Below are 15,699 nucleotides of genomic sequence, written 5' to 3'. Positions count from 1 at the left end.
TTAGACGATTATTTAGGGACTTGAAACCAAATTTCTCCGAATTTCGCATCACGGATTTGATACCACTTGTTCCCCTTCGTATCGAGTTTCTCATTGTTAATTGTGACGATCTGAGGCATCAACGTACCGAGTGCTTTACTTGTTGTTGTTTTGTGTGCCGTAATCGGTTTGGTAATTGAGAAGGTTTTGTCTGGCTTACTGAATGTTGGTGTCGTTACGCTGAACATCCGGTTGAATGTTGGAATGTATGAGACGAGATCATTGAAGATTCGCGCCTCTTTACTTCCATTTGTATATGGATTCGACTGCGGTGTCTCGATCACGTAGACCTTATCATTTTGCGTTCCAACAATGACGCCACCCTTATTCGGGCTCTTGGCAAGGGATGCCCACTCTTTCTTCGTATATTTTGTGATGGAGAGGATCATCTCGTCATTGGCTTTGGACCCTCTTGGTGTATACATAATCCGTTCCGAGTAAACGCCGCCGTGCTTCATTTTGTCCAGCTTCGCTTGGTTCAATTTCTCTATATCCACAATGCCGTCCCATGATGCAGGGATGACATACATGAAATCTTGAGCCGGACTCGTATGAATAGAGCTTAGTGCATCTTTCGTCTTTGCTTGCTTCATGACGGTGAACTCGCCGTTTCGGTAGGATAGGGTGGTGTTCACATAGCCGATGGTTTCGGTATTGCTATCCCCGGTAAGTCGCTCTTCGCTGAGTAATTCGTAGACCCCATCTCCATTCGTGTCGAGGGGATCAAGGGAATTGAATGTGGCTAGATTGCCTTTAATCCGTAAATTATCAGATAGAATAACTTTGGGTGTATTGTTATAGAACGAGACGATGCGACTTGTAATATAGCCGCCTGATCCGCCTGTATCAGCTGTCAGCATAATGTCATTTGCTCTATCGCCGTTGAAGTCGCCTGCAAAATTAATATAAGGCATGTAGCCGTCAAATCCGATAAGGTTCGCGTTCATGATTTTGGATGTTTTGCCATCGACAACAATAAGGTTAATGTCTTGGGAAAAAGGGGATTCCTTATCTTCACGGGTTCCAACCACATACGCAGTGTCCAGCACGCCGTCTTTGTTCACATCAATCTTTTGCTGGTCGAGCAGCACGGTATTCTCTGGAACGGTTACGCCATCTAGTATGAAAGTTTGTCCGATTTTAGGCGATTTGTCAGAACCGGATTGCGTACGGTCTGCAGCGAACGCCGCTGCGGGGAATGTGGCGAGAATCGATAACGATAGGGTCAGTGCGATGATTTTTTGTCTCATAAATGATGTACCTCCTGTCAGTCCGTCCTTGTCATTAGCATATTTCGGGCGGGTTGGATATGTATTCTACATCTATATTTTATACGTGTTCAAACGGCCTAGGGTTACATCTAGGTATCAATCTATTTAAAATAAGATTACGAATCCTGTCGAACGAAGGAAGCCTCAACCGGGATAATCCCTATAGGGAAAGGTGATGGCGGGTATTGACCCTTATCAAGAAAAAGTCATATACTGTTGGATGGTTCATGGAGTGGTTACAATTATTATGACCTAGAGGAGGTTGTACGTTGGCTAAACGTGAGAACCTTATGGAAATGGAGAATGAATTTAGAAAGTTCATGAGAAAAGTGCAGTCTGAATGGGCTAGAAATGTGAATAGTGAGCTCTCAAGGACGCAATTTCTTGTACTCGATAAATTGCATGTAGAAGGTCCTATGAAAGGTTCAGATATTGCCGATGCCATCTATATTACAGCTGGTGCTGTGACCGGATGCTCGGACAAGCTGATTCTTGGCGGCTATGCAGAGCGGCTGCGCGATGAGCGGGATCGGCGCGTTGTATATTTGAAAATTACGGAGAAGGGGATTCAGACGATGCAGGAGATCGCGAAGCGCAGACATGAGCTGATGAACGATTTATTCGGTAACGTATCGGATGAGGATGTGTTGCATCTAACTTCAGTTTTCAAGCAAGTGATTGAGAATTCCGAGTCCAAATAATCATCTTACGTAAGTGAGTGCTGTATCGGTACATAATCCTTGGTCGATCTTGCCATCCTAATCGGTAATAAACGATAGAGACAAGGATGTGCTGTATGAAGCAACGCGCGATTTCGAGTTGGATTGCTGTCATCTGTATTACCTTTATGTCAAGTACCTTATTCCCAGGCATTTTGCGTGCTTCCACTTCTTCTGGGATATCGCCTGTAACAGTCGCACCTGAGCAGTCCGTAACGGTACCGATGGAAATTCCAGATCATCCGCAGTTAAATGCGCTTCGGAATTTGAAATGGCTTCAGACGGATGCGCGAGACATAACAGGGGATCGTGAGCAGGAGCAGATCGGGTTGCTGGGCGGCAAGGACGATCCCAATTCGGATCATTATCAGCTCGTCTATTTGATCTACAAAGATGTGAAACATCAGAAGACCAGTGTCACGTTCATCCAAGGTGGGTATCGACCGAGCATGGTCGTATGTGATTTGAATGGGGATCAGGTGAATGATGTTCTTGTGAAGCTGCCAAAAGGAAGCAACACAGAGAAAGCAAATTATCGGCTGTATACGGTGAAGAACCAAGAGGTTGTTCCGATGCCTGCACCGAATCCGATCGAAATCGTCGGCCAACTGGAGAATGATTACACGATTACGTTGAAGGCGAAGGGGCAAGAGACCTACGCTGTAAATATGAAGGATCGGAAGGAAAAGTACGATGCAGCAGGCTATTATAAAAATGGAAAGCTGCTGCGTCCAACGAAGGTGTCGAATGCGTCATTCGATGTGATTCAGCCTGTTGATTTCGATAAGAACGGAACGACGGATTTGCAGGGTGTACAGAAGGTTACGGGTGCCAGCGATGATGACGTGATTGCCTATGTGCATTCCTTATGGACTTGGGAGGACGGCAAGTGGAGACAGCTGCATGTCTATGTTCAGAAAGCCGTGAAGTGAAGAAGCTTCAAAGGAAGAGCTATCCTGCCCGAGGGTAGCTTTTTGTTGTATACTTGAAAGGGAGTACGATCCGAAAGGGAGTTATCATCATGGAACAAGTATTGGTGGAGGAATACCGTAACGAGACACTCGAATGTTTGCATCGTGGTCATATTTGCGGTGTTGGAATAGATAGACAAGTGAAATATGAGGTAGGCGACGCCGATTATGTGGCATTCCTGCGTTCGGCAGGTAAGCCATTTCAGGCCATTCCGGGGATTCGGGCCGGCATTCATGAAGCGTATGGATTAACGGATCGCGAGATTGCGATTATGACGGCTTCGCATCGCGGCGAGTCTTTTCATATGGATACATTACAGGATTTCATGAAGCATACAGGGCTTGAGGAGTCGAACTTGGTCTGCGCGAAGAGTTATCCGATGCACCGTGCGTCAAGAGAGACAATCATTCGTGATCAAGGCCATGAAAGACGGATCTATCATAATTGCTCAGGCAAGCATTTCGGTGTACTATCTTACTGCAAGCTGATGGGTTATTCGCTCGAAGGCTATGAGGACCCGAATCATCCGGCACAGCTTGAGATTGTGAAGACACTCGCCATGATGGCTGAGATGCCTGAAGAGCAAATTGCGCGTGGAACTGATGGTTGCGGGCTTCCCGTATTTGCGCTTCCGCTGCGGAATATTGCCACTGCTTACTTGAAGCTGGCTTGTCCAGAGTTGATCGAAGATGAAGAGACACGAGAAGCGGTTCGTAAGATCACTTCTGCGATGCATGCGTATCCAGAGAATGTCTCGGGTACGAATCGGATTTGCTCGACATTGCTGCAAGATTCGAACATTGTCGCTAAAGGCGGCTTCAAAGGGATCTATGGGTTTAGTCTAAGGAAGGAACAACTTGGATTCGCCTTCAAAATTATTGACGGTTCCGATGAAGAGTGGGCGCGTATCGTGGTCTCGATTCTAGAACAGATTCAATATGACAATCGCGAGACGATTGAGCGAATTCATGAGCGGTTCCCTGCAGACATCCGGAATGATGCGGGCAAAATTGTAGGCTACAGCAAGGGGGTATTTAAGCTATGAAGCAGCGTGTAATGCTCGAAGTGATTGCGACGACTTTAACGGATGTCAAAGCGGCTGCCGCGTATGGGGCGGATCGGATTGAACTCATTACGGCGATGCAGGAGGGGGGCTTGACCCCGTCCATGGGTTTGATCGAGGAAGCGGTCAAATCGGTCGATATTCCAGTAAATGTTATGATTCGCCCGCACAGCCGGTCTTTCGAATACGATCGGGAGGATATTCGTACGATGCTGTCTGAGGTTCGGCATATCAAACGGGCAGGTGCGAATGCGATAGTCTTCGGGGCTCTAACACCCAAAGGCGAAATCGATATTCGATTGCTGGAACGGGTATTGGATCGCGCAGGAGATATGAAAATGACGTTCCATCGTGCCATTGATGAAGTTCAGGATCAAATGGCGGCGCTCGAACAGATCCTTGCCTATCCACAGATAACGACCATTCTTACTTCAGGCGGACAACCGAATGTGCTCCATGCGACGGATCGCATTCGAGCGATGGTAGAGCGTACGGCCGGAACGCATTGTACGATCTTGGCGGGGAGTGGGTTATCGCCGGATGCGGAGAAGCTTGTGCCTTTCTTAAACGAGACAGGTGTACAACAGGTTCATTTCGGATCAGGTGTGCGAGTAGACGGTAAGTCCCTTGCGCCGATCGATTCGGAGCGGATGGCTGCGGTACGTTCCATTTTACATGCCTAATACATAGAATAGAATAGAACAGAACAGAACAGAACAGGCACCGCTCTTCGGAAAGAGCAGTGCCTGTTTTTCGATTTTAACACATGAATTAGGCGTGTCTGAGTTTACCTAACTCGGAGACCAGAGCCTCGATTTCGCTAATGCTGAAGTTCTGCTTACTTACGACGATATCGTATAGTTCTTGAATATCTTCATAACGTTCGACGGAGAAGGATGAAGCTTGCATCGCAGCGGCGGTTGCCATTTTGAGCTTGGTTTTGATGGCTTCAATCATATATTCTACGTTTTCTTGTGTTGGTTGAGTAAGATCCACATTATTCATCCTTTCCAGGTTCAATATCTTTATTGTAGCATGATTCAAATCACAGGTGCTCAAAAAATTGCCATGAACTTATTGTTCAGTTACAATCATAGCAATATACGGACAGATTAATGCAAGGAGGGGTTGGGTGACGATGCATGAATTGAATTCGAGTTCATCGGTAGGGAGCTCTCGGCAGAAAATGACAGCGGATCAGTTATCGTCTTTTTTTCAGTCGATTTTCACCGCACATTCAGTAGATCATCTCTCGTTTGTCTGTATTGGTACGGATCGTTCGACAGGAGATGCACTCGGTCCCTTCCTTGGTACTTTGCTGGAACAGCGTGGATTCAAGCATGTGATCGGTACGCTGGCCAATCCATGCGATGCGACGAATCTTGCAACTCGATTGAAGACCATCCCGCAGCATCATATCGTCGTGGCAGTCGATGCCTGTCTAGGCCATCCTTCAATGGTGGGACAATACTATGTGTCGCGTAAACCATTGAAGCCTGCGGAATCCGTAGGAGGGCGACTGCCGGAGGTCGGGCATTACAGCGTTGCAGGCGTCGTGAATGTAAGCGGACCGAAGCCGTATTGGACGCTGCAGATGACTTCGCTCTATCATGTGATGCAGATGGCGGAGCAGATTGCCAGCGCGGTTGATGAAGGGCTTGCGCATGCGCTTTTGAGCCATTAGATCCAGGACAATCCGCATGCAGAAATTTTTTTAATTTGTTTACAAAATTCGAGTCTCTTTTTAATATAGGCCGCATATAATCTAGGTACGCTAATACACAGGTGCTCTAGAGGCCGAGAGGAGAGATGGACAATGACATGGATGAATCATGTGAATATAAAATCGAAGGATGGACAAGTCTATTGCTGCATGCGTAATAAAATTGTTAATTTCAATGAACAGCAATTGATGAGTTATTGTGTAGGCTGCAAAATGTTCGGGGGGACTGCGCAAGGCAAAGGTGTGGAATGCTTCTGGAATGACTTGCGAGGGGAACACACACTCATCGTCACAGACCCTGAACATGAATTCGCCTATAATCAGACACGAAGCGTCGTGATCTCAACATCGAAATAGAGATTGAAAAGAGGGAATGCATATGAGCTCAGGAATCGAACAAGGAAAGACAAAGGCAGGATTATTTTACAAGGTTCAAGGGGAAGGGAATCCCATTGTGATGCTGCACGGGTTTTGCGGCAGTTCAGATTATTGGGAAGCTGTCGTTCCCGCTATGGCACAGGGATATCAGGTCATTACACCCGACTTACGGGGGCATGGACAATCGGCCGTGATCGGTACGGAGTTCGGGATCGAAGCGATGGCCCAAGATATTGTGGAATTGCTGGACGAGCTAGGGATTGCAAAGGCCGTCTTATTCGGACATTCGCTGGGAGGCTATATAACCCTAGCATTCGCTGAACAATATGCTGCACGACTTCATGGATTCTCCCTTGTCCATTCAACGGCGAATCCCGATGCGGAGCAAGCGCGTGAGAATCGGTTAAAAGCGGTGAAGACGATTGAAGAAGAAGGCATCCGGACATTTGTCGATGGGCTTGTACCGAAATTGTTCGCACCTGAACACTTGACGACGATGTCAGAGCTTGTTGAGCAGGCGAAGCAAATTGGTTATGGAACAGCGCCAGCAGGTGCAACCGGTGCGAGCCTTGCAATGCGGTCGCGTCCTGATCGCAATCTCGTATTGCAAGAGACGCAATTGCCGGTCCTAATCGTTGCTGGAGAGCAGGATCAGATCGTGCCGCCAGACAAAGCGTTTACCGTAGAAGCAACACATATTGAGCCGGCCATCATCCCTGCTGCGGGGCATATGAGCATGATGGAGACGCCGGACGAGTTGGTACCTGTACTGCGAAGCTTTTTGCAGCGAGTGTATGGATAGATTTTCATAGAGAGAGGCCCAAGGATGTCCTAGTTTGGATGCTATGAGAGGCCTCTTTTTGCTGCGATATAGGGTTTGTTGACACATCGCCTAGGATTGCATACAATCCGTTTAGAAGATTACCTAATTATCTAAGGAATGGAGGGAGCACCCGTGAATGATGCCTTCAAGGCACTGGCAGATCCGACGCGGCGTCAGATTCTGGTGTTGTTGAAAGAACGGGATATGTCCGCAGGTGAAATCGCCGATCATTTTGCCATGACGAAACCAAGTATTTCACATCATCTGAACAGTCTGAAGCATGCACAATTAATTGTGGATCAACGTCAGGGTCAGAACATTATCTATTCGCTCAATACGACCGTCATTCAAGAGGCGCTCGGTTGGTTCCTGAACATGATTCAGAAGGATAAATAGGAGGGAAAAGGCGATGAATACCTCAACAACGAAAGACAATCCATCGAAGCTATGGGATCGCAAGGATACGATACTGATCGTAGTCAGCACCTTCTTGTTCGTGCTAGCTTCCTTGTTCTATCCGCGGTTGCCCGACCAAGTCATCTCGAAATTCGATCTGAATGGAAATCCTACGCGGACGATGGACAAATGGGCATTCTGGTTATTGTATGGAGGGTTGGCTATCTTATTGCCGATCATTATTAAAATGACACGAAACCTCGATCCGCGCAAAGCCAACTATTTGCTGTTCGAATCGACATTTCAACTTTCGCGCTGGGCGGTTGTCTTGTTCATTCACTTTATTTTTGGCTTTGGGATTGCGTATAATTTAGGGTATCCGGTTTCCATGAACACGGCATTATTGCTCGGGCTTGGGGCCTTATGGATCATAATTGGGAATAGGATGGGCCGAATTCGGTTTACTTACTTTATGGGAATTCGTACCCCTTGGACGCTTGCGAGTGAGGAAGTCTGGCGTAAGACACATCGCTTCGGTGGGAAATGTTGGTTCGTCGGTGGATTATTGATGATCGTCGCGTCATTCTTCCCTGCATCGTACTTCTTGGTGACGTTTATCCCTATACTGTTACTAAGCACCATAATACCGACGATTTATTCCTATATGCTGTATCGGAAAGGATTCAAGTCATAGATTGATTGATATGACAGGCAGGTGAGATGGATGTTCCAGAGAGATTATCTGGTGCGATTAATTGAAGAGATGACCAGTGTGCTTGGCAAAGTGATGGGTCTTCGTCAGGATAATAAATTGACGGAGGCTGAGTGGGAAATCGATGAGCTCTTGCAGCGCAAATTCCGTCTTCGCGGCCCGCTGCTTCAATCCCTATCTGCTGAGGATCTGATCAAGATGTTCACCTTTAATGGTGTACTCGAGTCGGATCGATTGCAGGGGGTCGCAATGCTCATAAAGCAGCAGGCGATGATTGAAGAGAAGAGGCAGGATATTGAGAAAGCAGCACAGCTTCGAATCAAAGCATTGCATTTGTTAGCCTATGCATCGACGCAGGGTTATCCGGTCAAATGGGTGAAGACATTCGATGAAATCGGTGAGCTTGAAGCTCTGCTGCAAGGTGTATATCTCTCGAATGCCTTGCATCGGCTCTTGTGGGAACACTACGAGGGAATAGGAAACTATGCGAAGGCCGAAGATCATCTCTTCCATCTCTATCATCGAGATCCCGATATCCTCTCGGAAGGCATTGACTTCTATAATCGCTTGTTGGGGCAGGCGGATGAGTCCCTTGAGCAGGGTAGACTTCCTCGGGAGGAAGTGCAGCAAGGACTCGCCCAGCTTCAGGACGATGGAAGGCTTAAGTAAGAAATGGAGGCAACAATTTTGGCTAATGAATCCTATACGATTGAATCCTTGGGCGAAATGCTCAATGGACTCGTTCAAGAAGGTAAGCTGGTGTCCGGGACGATGAGTCAATTACGGCATAAGCTGCCAGATACGTATACGAAGGTTCTCTTGAAGAAAATTGAACTTCGGAAGCAGTTATATGTGCAGTTTGAATATCATTATGCGAAGCGGGTCACGCATGAGAATGTCCTACTTGAAGAGGCTGGGGCGAAGCTTGCCGAGCTCTTCGAGCACACATTCCGGCAGGGGCTGCTTCGGACGACTTCGGAGGAGCTGCAAGTGCTGCTCTCGAAGAAGAACAAAGTGACGGTGATCCGGAAGAAGACGGCTGCGGTCGCAGCGGATTTAACGCATAATCGGAAGAAGCAGTATGTCCTCGAAGAAGGGGAACCCGTTCCGTTCTTGATTGAACTCGGTATCATGAATGCCGACGGAAAAGTGCTAGCGAAGAAATACGATAAGTTCAGGCAGATCAATCGGTTCTTGGAGATGATCCAAGATGTATTGCCGCATTTACCGAAGGATCGGACGATTACGATCGTTGATTTTGGCTGCGGGAAGTCTTATCTGACCTTTGCGATGTATCATTATTTGCAAGTGCAGCAAGGCTTGTCCCTGAATGTCGTAGGACTTGATCTCAAAGCCGATGTCATCGCACATTGTCAGCAGCTTGCAGAACGTCTCGATTATGGGCAGCTGCAATTCCTCGTCGGCGATATTGCCGAGTACAATGAACTAGAGCAGGTGGATATGGTCGTAACGCTTCATGCGTGTGATACGGCGACAGATGCGGCCCTCGAGAAAGCCGTGCGTTGGGGAGCGAATGTCATTCTCTCTGTCCCATGCTGTCAGCATGAATTATTCCGCCAGATCGATAATCCGGCCCTTGAGCCATTGTTGTCCCATGGCATATTGAAAGAACGGTTCTCTGCGCTCGCAACCGATGCGGCGCGTGCCAAGCTGCTTGACCTTCTCGGCTATCGTACGCAACTAGTCGAGTTCATTGATATGGAGCATACGCCGAAGAATATTCTGATTCGAGCAGTGAAGGGCAGTGCGTCCGCAGAACAACGTGAGCAGTGGGTTCAGGAGTACGTGCAATATCGCGAGTTCCTTCATATATCGCCTTATCTAGAGCGGGCTTGTCAAGATTTGCTGCCGCCGCTGACGCGTAAGTAGCCTAGTTTTTCTAGGATGGGTGTTCGTCTTAAAGTGTCTATGGTAATATATGGTGTAAACGACGATATGACCAGATTTGGAGGGACGGCAGGTTGGAAGATAAGAAGTATACGAATGAACGGGAATCTGTTCCGCTAACCTCATTACTTGACTGTAGGACAGTCGTAGAACGCAAAGATTATGTATCAACGGGTGTGCTGACGTATGCGGAAGGCGATTTACTCGAAGTCGAAATTGCGGAATACCAAGATTTCGAGCTCGGTGAATCGGTCAAAATTACAATCTATTCGCCGGTAGGTATCCATATTCTGCAATCTTCCGTCATTGCAAAATATGAGGGAGCCATTCTCATTATTCATCCTCCGAACCATCAGAGCAAGTTCGAGGACAAGCGGAAGTATCCACGGATCGCGACGAATAAGGGCGGCCATATTCTTAAAATTGTACGTCATGAGGATTTGTTCGTATTAGGTGAGCCGTTGTCCTTTAACTTGTCGAATATCAGCCTGGAAGGGATAGGCTTCATGCTGCCCAAGACAGAGTTGTTCTCCATCCATACGAGGTTTCATGGCGAATTGGATCTAGGATATCGATTCCCGTGCATCTTCATGATCGTTCGCAAGCAAGTATCAGAAGAGGGAATCTTCTATGGGGCGGAGCTGCTGGAGGTCTCTGAAGAGTATGAGCGTAATTTAAGAGCGTTTATTCTGAAGCAGCAAATCGAGAACCATTACAAGATGATGAAGTCAAAGATAAAGACGGCCAAATAGCAGATTTATTCGGGTTACAATAAAACAGGTAGCTTCGTCCATACGCTGGACAGCTACCTGTTTTTTGCTTGCCAATTCACCCTCCGAATGACTCGCGAAAAGCGCGGCACAGCTTCTGGCGATCTACATTCCAGAGTGTGGCTAATTCCTCGCTGACCGCTTCGTCCCACCAATCCGATAGAAGCTTGCGATTGCTGGAATTTTCATGAATCCAGATGAGATTGCCTATGACTTTGTGGAAATAGAGGGTTTCTCCTTGCTTCATAGATTCTTCGGGGATCCATACTTTCATGCGTTTGACGGCGCGATATAATTCGGTATTGCAGGTTCTGCGGATTTTTCGGGCGGATGGTAGATTGGCATGATGCTTCTCTGTATGCTTGGCTGTTTGATGCGGATTCGCCACGTGGCATCGACTCCTCTCCATATCAATGTATGCAGGCTGGAGTGGAGAGGCTACCGCGTAGACTTTCGATTCTAATCGACGACAATATATCCGATCATCGGGGCAGCCACTTCTTCATGGTTCATGGGCTTGTTCTCCTTGTTCTCTTTGTTCTCTGTATTCGTGGCAAGATGGCCGGAATGTGTGGTGCAGATCAGACGATAGATTCCTTTTTTCTCCGGTGTGAAAGTGACAACCGTCTCACGCCCTTTGCGCACTTCCCCACGAATCGATGTCCCTTCGATATAGAATTGATGATTCGCCCCATTGACGCCATAAATACTAAGTTTGAGATTCTCCCCGAGTCGTGCTGGAATCGTACCTGGGTCCCAGCGATAGACTTCAATTTCCTTGCCATCCGCAGTCTTGGTCTTGAATTCACCGGTTACGATATGAATGGTGCGTTCTTCTGGTAGATCTGTATTGACGGGCTTGGATTGTTCCCAGCGCAAATATGCGATCGTCAGCATGACAGCGAACATCGCGACGGCGATCCATTGGACTTGTCGTTTATTAATAACCCAGATTCTAGACACTTTATTCACCTCGAATCATGCATTTGAGACAAGTGTATGCGCGAGTGGGTCAAGCCATGCCTAAGAAGTAGAAGTCATGTCCCACCGTGTGTTAGAATAATATAGATTAAAATTTAATACTGGAATGGAAGAAAATTACTGGGGGGCAGAATGGATACAATTCACGCAATTATTAATGACATTTTCCAATGGGTTCAAGGGTTAGGGTACTTTGGTATTGTGCTGGGTCTGATGCTCGAAGTCATTCCGAGTGAAGTTGTTCTTGCCTATGGGGGATACCTAGTCTCGACTGGGGAAATATCCTTTGTTGGAGCCGTGATCTTCGGTACGATCGGCGCGGTGGGCCAGAACTGGATTCTATATGCAATTGGCCGATTTGCAGGGCGTCCGTTTTTCGAGAAATACGGCAAGTATTTGAAGATCAAAGAAAAGCATCTGACAATAGCGGAAGGCTGGTTCAATAAGTACGGCGCCGGCATTGTATTCACGGCGAGGTTCGTTCCGTTCATGCGTCAGATTATTTCGGTGCCTGCCGGGATGGCAAGGATGTCATTCGGTCTATTCACGCTGTTAACATTGCTTGCATCGATTCCGTGGTCGCTTATATTCGTTTTCCTCGGATGGAAGATGGGGGATCAGTGGCAGCATGTGAGTGAACAGGCAGGTCCATATGTACAGCCAACGCTCCTTATTGCAATTGCTTTGTTAATTGTTTATGTTGTCGTTAAAATATGGCGTTCCAAAACCCGTGCCAAACGAGGTTAATGGATACGTTTCTTATACCGCAAAATGAAGGTGAGGATGTCTCATGAGTAAAAATGTGTCTGGCAAGTTGCGCGGAGGAATTACACCGAAGCAATTTATGGATGGGATGCAGAAAAATCAAGATGCGTTCAAGGGCTGGTACGATTCATTTGCGTGGCACAATCCAGAAGATGAAGAGTTCTTCGAATCATTGAACAATCGTGATGATTTACGATGTCTAATCATTGCGGCGGATTGGTGCGGTGATGTCGTTCGCAACGTTCCGGTCGTATTCCATCTGATGGAGAAGGCAGGGATTCCAACAGAGGTATTCATCATGGAAGAGCATTTGGATTTGATGGATCAGTTCTTGACGAATGGCGGACGGTCCGTGCCCGTGATCATCATTGCTGATACAGGAGGTTATGTCCTAGGGCAATGGGGTCCTCGTCCAGCAGCGGTGCAAGCGCATATGAATGCATTTAAGCTCGAGAATCCAGATCGGGAAGCATCTGATTACCAAGAGAAGATTCAGATCGTTCGTCAGAAAATGATCCAAGAATATGGAGAAGGTACGAGCTATCAGGCTGTCATTGCAGCAGAGCTTCGTGACTTACTAGCAGGAGTGTAGAACTATCATGTTAAAGATTGAATCTTTTCAACTGGGGCCGCTTGAGACGAATTGTTATCTCGTGATGAATGCGGAGACCCATAAGGCTATTGTCATTGATCCAGGTATGAATCCAGGAGCATTAATTCGTCGGATTCAGGATTTGGACGTGGAAGCGATTGTACTGACGCACGCGCATTTCGATCATATGGGCGGCGTGGACGAAGTTCGCAAGCTGAAGAATTGCCCTGTGTATATTCATGATCTGGAAGCGGACTGGCTGACAGATCCGAAGCTCAATGGATCGCTTCGCTGGTCGCAAGTGACCGAACCTCTGTCGACGGATCCAGCTGAATATGCGCTGGAAGATCGTCAGAGCCTGGAGCTGATCGGACATACGTTCCAAGTGATGCATACGCCAGGCCATTCGCCAGGTAGCGTAAGCTTATTGCATGGGATTGATTTGTTCGCAGGGGATGTTCTCTTCCGCATGTCTGTGGGGCGAACGGATTTGCCAGGCGGACGTCAGAATGATTTGCTCGATTCCATACATCAGAAGCTGTTCAAGCTGGACGACGCGGTGAAAGTCTATCCCGGACACGGGCCGCGGACGACAATTGGATTTGAACGTGCGAACAATCCATACGTGTAAGAACATTATGTGAACACTTCGACATATCTACAAATTTCGACATTATGAGACTAGACTTTAGCACTAGGTGCTGATATACTAAACTCAATTAGAAATACTTAACTTTGCGAAGCACGCAAGCTGAGGAGGATAGCTCCCGGTTTGCGTTCTTTTTTTGTTTTTGGGCTTGGTGTGTCGATTATCAAGTGAATCCGTCGACTTTGCTACAAGTGCGTGTTCAAAAAGTCGGCATTTCAGCACCTTAAAGTTTTCAAAGAAAACTTACATCGTAAGCGTAAGCTTAGGTTGCGAGAACCTGAAGCCATGCTTCCGTAGCTAGTTTTTCTCCGAAAAACTTTTAGGAGGAACGGAGTTTAGGCGAAACCTAAATGAGTACCTGAAATGTTCCCGGAGGAAACATACTTCGTAAGCATATGCTCTTCAACGGTGAACGCAAGATTCGATGTCGATTATGCTTCTTGAATGACTTCGTGATGAGATAAACCTTGATCGAAGTCATTCGATGATGATCGACCGCGATGTAAGGTAGGTTTATTCGCCAATCAGAATGCTCGCATTCTGATGTGGGCAAATGACGGCTTTTTGAACAACCTCTACAAGGGATATCAGTCATGAAGCGCGAACATAATTAAGAAGCACTTGTTAGCATTGGAGGAAATGAATGATGACGATCCCGAAGCAGGAAATGTTGAACCGCATCGAACGTTTGCAGTTGAAATGCCGCGATCAGCAGATAGACGGTTGTCTTATAACGCAAAATGTCGATCTATATTATTTCACCGGATCGATGCAGACCGGTTATGCCTTTATCCCGGCGCAGGGCGAGTCGGTCTATTACGTGCGCCGCAGCTTAACGCGCGCAGCGCAGGAATCGTACGTGCGGGTCCAGCCGCTGGGCTCGTTTCGCCAATTCGGCGAAACGCTGGCGGCAGACTTCCCGCACGTGTTCGCGAGCGCTGCGCCAGTGCTCGCGACCGAGTTCGACGTGCTGCCGGTACAATTGTACCAGCGCTTCGTCGAACTGCTGCCGCCGTCGACCCGCTGGGTGGACGGCTCGCAGCTGGTCCGTGAGACGCGGATGGTGAAATCCGCGTTCGAGGTGGCCGCCATCCGTAGGGCGGCCCAGCTGGCAGACACCGCACTCGAAGATGCGGTGTCCTACCTGCGCGAGGGCATGACCGAGCTGGAACTGATGAGCCGGATCGAGTACACGTTCCGGCGTCAGGGCCATCTCGGCATCATGCGCATGCGCGGCTACAATCAGGAGATTGTGACCGGCATGGTCGGCGCAGGTGAGGCAGCAGCGGAGCCGACGTACTTCGACGGGCCAGCAGGAGGGCGGGGGATGAGCGCAGCCTATCCGCAGAGCGCAAGCTTAAGACCGATTGCAGCAGGCGAGCCGATCCTGCTCGATATTGGCTGCAACGTCGATGGTTACGTGATTGACCAGACACGCACACTTTGTATTGGACAGCTCGATGCCGATTTGCAGGCTGCATACGAGTTGTCGGAAGCGATCATTCGACGCACGGAAGAACAGCTTGTCCCAGGAACGATCGTCGAGCAGCTCTATTTCGAGTCGCTGAAGATGGCAGAAGAGGGCGGACTGGCGGAACATTTTATGGGGTTCGGCGCAGATCAGGTTCGTTTCCTCGGCCATGGTATCGGACTCGAAATTGATGAGCTTCCTGTTCTCGCACGCGGCTTCAAGATTCCGCTGCAGCCGGGCATGGTGATCGCAGTTGAACCGAAATTCACCTTCCCAGGCCGTGGTGTTGTGGGGATTGAGAATACGTACCTTATTACAGATACAGGGTTCGAGCGGCTTACCATCTCACGTGAAGGCGTTTTAACGATATAGATGATGCTAACGCAATGAACGAGAAAGAGGCATACCAATAGCAGAACCTGCTAAGGGTAGCCTCTTTTTTTTGTGGAAAATCTTATTTTAAGATA

The 15,699-nt window shown here is 47.9% G+C and carries 20 protein-coding genes; 16 read left to right on the top strand and 4 right to left on the bottom strand.

Annotated elements, in window-relative coordinates; all coding sequences use genetic code 11:
- Nucleotides 1–8: 8 nt before the first annotated feature.
- On the bottom strand, nucleotides 9–1,289 hold the full coding sequence (locus AC3WU2_RS29975; protein WP_492458485.1) for a YybI family spore inner coat protein: 1,281 nt from the start codon (nucleotides 1,287–1,289) through the stop codon (nucleotides 9–11).
- A 290-nt stretch (nucleotides 1,290–1,579) separates the two neighbouring features.
- On the opposite strand from AC3WU2_RS29975, the gene AC3WU2_RS29970 reads away from it, so the two are divergent.
- From AC3WU2_RS29970 to AC3WU2_RS29955, 4 genes are all read left to right on the top strand, one after another.
- Nucleotides 1,580–2,011, top strand: coding sequence for a MarR family transcriptional regulator (locus AC3WU2_RS29970; RefSeq protein WP_492458484.1), 432 nt, complete (start codon nucleotides 1,580–1,582; stop codon nucleotides 2,009–2,011).
- Between the two features lie 95 nt (nucleotides 2,012–2,106).
- Nucleotides 2,107–2,961 (top strand): YybI family spore inner coat protein, encoded by an 855-nt coding sequence (locus AC3WU2_RS29965; protein WP_492458483.1) that lies wholly within the window; start codon nucleotides 2,107–2,109, stop codon nucleotides 2,959–2,961.
- Between the two features lie 89 nt (nucleotides 2,962–3,050).
- Nucleotides 3,051–4,046 carry an asparaginase gene (locus AC3WU2_RS29960; RefSeq protein WP_492458482.1) on the top strand — a complete coding sequence of 332 codons (996 nt, stop codon included), beginning with the start codon at nucleotides 3,051–3,053 and terminating at the stop codon, nucleotides 4,044–4,046.
- Entirely contained in the window at nucleotides 4,043–4,747 is a 705-nt protein-coding gene (locus AC3WU2_RS29955) for a copper homeostasis protein CutC (RefSeq protein WP_492458481.1), read from the top strand. The genes AC3WU2_RS29960 and AC3WU2_RS29955 overlap by 4 nt, the downstream gene beginning before the upstream one ends.
- A gap of 88 nt (nucleotides 4,748–4,835) precedes the next feature.
- Here the strand turns inward: AC3WU2_RS29955 and AC3WU2_RS29950 are convergent, their stop codons facing one another.
- A complete protein-coding gene (locus tag AC3WU2_RS29950; protein ID WP_379349379.1) occupies nucleotides 4,836–5,069 on the bottom strand; it encodes a DUF1128 domain-containing protein in 234 nt (77 codons plus the stop codon).
- A 133-nt stretch (nucleotides 5,070–5,202) separates the two neighbouring features.
- Here AC3WU2_RS29950 and yyaC point away from each other — a divergent pair, with 133 nt between their 5' ends.
- The 8 genes from yyaC (at nucleotide 5,203) to AC3WU2_RS29910 (ending at nucleotide 10,756) form a co-directional block, all read left to right on the top strand.
- Nucleotides 5,203–5,748 carry a spore protease YyaC gene (gene yyaC, locus AC3WU2_RS29945; protein ID WP_026264084.1) on the top strand — a complete coding sequence of 182 codons (546 nt, stop codon included), beginning with the start codon at nucleotides 5,203–5,205 and terminating at the stop codon, nucleotides 5,746–5,748.
- 132 nt (nucleotides 5,749–5,880) lie between these two features.
- Nucleotides 5,881–6,144: a hypothetical protein gene (locus AC3WU2_RS29940; RefSeq protein ID WP_018758627.1), complete on the top strand. Its 264-nt coding sequence runs from the start codon at nucleotides 5,881–5,883 to the stop codon at nucleotides 6,142–6,144.
- Nucleotides 6,145–6,166: 22 nt separating this feature from the next.
- Nucleotides 6,167–6,967 carry an alpha/beta fold hydrolase gene (locus tag AC3WU2_RS29935; RefSeq protein ID WP_492458480.1) on the top strand — a complete coding sequence of 267 codons (801 nt, stop codon included), beginning with the start codon at nucleotides 6,167–6,169 and terminating at the stop codon, nucleotides 6,965–6,967.
- A 153-nt stretch (nucleotides 6,968–7,120) separates the two neighbouring features.
- A complete protein-coding gene (locus AC3WU2_RS29930; RefSeq protein ID WP_018758629.1) occupies nucleotides 7,121–7,384 on the top strand; it encodes an autorepressor SdpR family transcription factor in 264 nt (87 codons plus the stop codon).
- Nucleotides 7,385–7,397: 13 nt separating this feature from the next.
- The gene (locus tag AC3WU2_RS29925) at nucleotides 7,398–8,078 is read left to right on the top strand and encodes an SdpI family protein (protein ID WP_492458479.1); all 681 of its coding nucleotides are present in this window, start codon (nucleotides 7,398–7,400) and stop codon (nucleotides 8,076–8,078) included.
- A gap of 30 nt (nucleotides 8,079–8,108) precedes the next feature.
- Entirely contained in the window at nucleotides 8,109–8,765 is a 657-nt protein-coding gene (locus AC3WU2_RS29920) for a DUF6483 family protein (RefSeq protein ID WP_492458478.1), read from the top strand.
- A 15-nt stretch (nucleotides 8,766–8,780) separates the two neighbouring features.
- Complete coding sequence (locus AC3WU2_RS29915) at nucleotides 8,781–9,986, top strand: class I SAM-dependent methyltransferase (RefSeq protein WP_492458500.1); 1,206 nt, start codon at nucleotides 8,781–8,783, stop codon at nucleotides 9,984–9,986.
- A gap of 92 nt (nucleotides 9,987–10,078) precedes the next feature.
- Nucleotides 10,079–10,756 (top strand): PilZ domain-containing protein, encoded by a 678-nt coding sequence (locus AC3WU2_RS29910; protein ID WP_492458477.1) that lies wholly within the window; start codon nucleotides 10,079–10,081, stop codon nucleotides 10,754–10,756.
- Between the two features lie 76 nt (nucleotides 10,757–10,832).
- Here AC3WU2_RS29910 and AC3WU2_RS29905 read toward each other — a convergent pair whose 3' ends face one another.
- Complete coding sequence (locus AC3WU2_RS29905) at nucleotides 10,833–11,183, bottom strand: dehydrogenase (protein WP_379349388.1); 351 nt, start codon at nucleotides 11,181–11,183, stop codon at nucleotides 10,833–10,835.
- A 50-nt stretch (nucleotides 11,184–11,233) separates the two neighbouring features.
- Nucleotides 11,234–11,737, bottom strand: coding sequence for a cupredoxin domain-containing protein (locus AC3WU2_RS29900; protein WP_492458476.1), 504 nt, complete (start codon nucleotides 11,735–11,737; stop codon nucleotides 11,234–11,236).
- A 150-nt stretch (nucleotides 11,738–11,887) separates the two neighbouring features.
- On the opposite strand from AC3WU2_RS29900, the gene uptA reads away from it, so the two are divergent.
- From uptA to AC3WU2_RS29880, 4 genes are all read left to right on the top strand, one after another.
- Nucleotides 11,888–12,502 carry an undecaprenyl phosphate transporter UptA gene (gene uptA / locus AC3WU2_RS29895; RefSeq protein WP_018758636.1) on the top strand — a complete coding sequence of 205 codons (615 nt, stop codon included), beginning with the start codon at nucleotides 11,888–11,890 and terminating at the stop codon, nucleotides 12,500–12,502.
- 43 nt (nucleotides 12,503–12,545) lie between these two features.
- Entirely contained in the window at nucleotides 12,546–13,112 is a 567-nt protein-coding gene (locus tag AC3WU2_RS29890; protein WP_492458475.1) for a thioredoxin family protein, read from the top strand.
- Between the two features lie 7 nt (nucleotides 13,113–13,119).
- The gene (locus tag AC3WU2_RS29885) at nucleotides 13,120–13,743 is read left to right on the top strand and encodes an MBL fold metallo-hydrolase (RefSeq protein WP_492458474.1); all 624 of its coding nucleotides are present in this window, start codon (nucleotides 13,120–13,122) and stop codon (nucleotides 13,741–13,743) included.
- Between the two features lie 661 nt (nucleotides 13,744–14,404).
- The gene (locus AC3WU2_RS29880; RefSeq protein WP_492458473.1) at nucleotides 14,405–15,604 is read left to right on the top strand and encodes a M24 family metallopeptidase; all 1,200 of its coding nucleotides are present in this window, start codon (nucleotides 14,405–14,407) and stop codon (nucleotides 15,602–15,604) included.
- Nucleotides 15,605–15,699: the final 95 nt, after the last annotated feature.

It is taken from the genome of Paenibacillus sp. EB106-05-06-XG162 (assembly GCF_058791655.1).
Note: the sequence above shows the minus strand (reverse complement) of the source record. Positions and strands in the feature narration are given on the sequence as shown.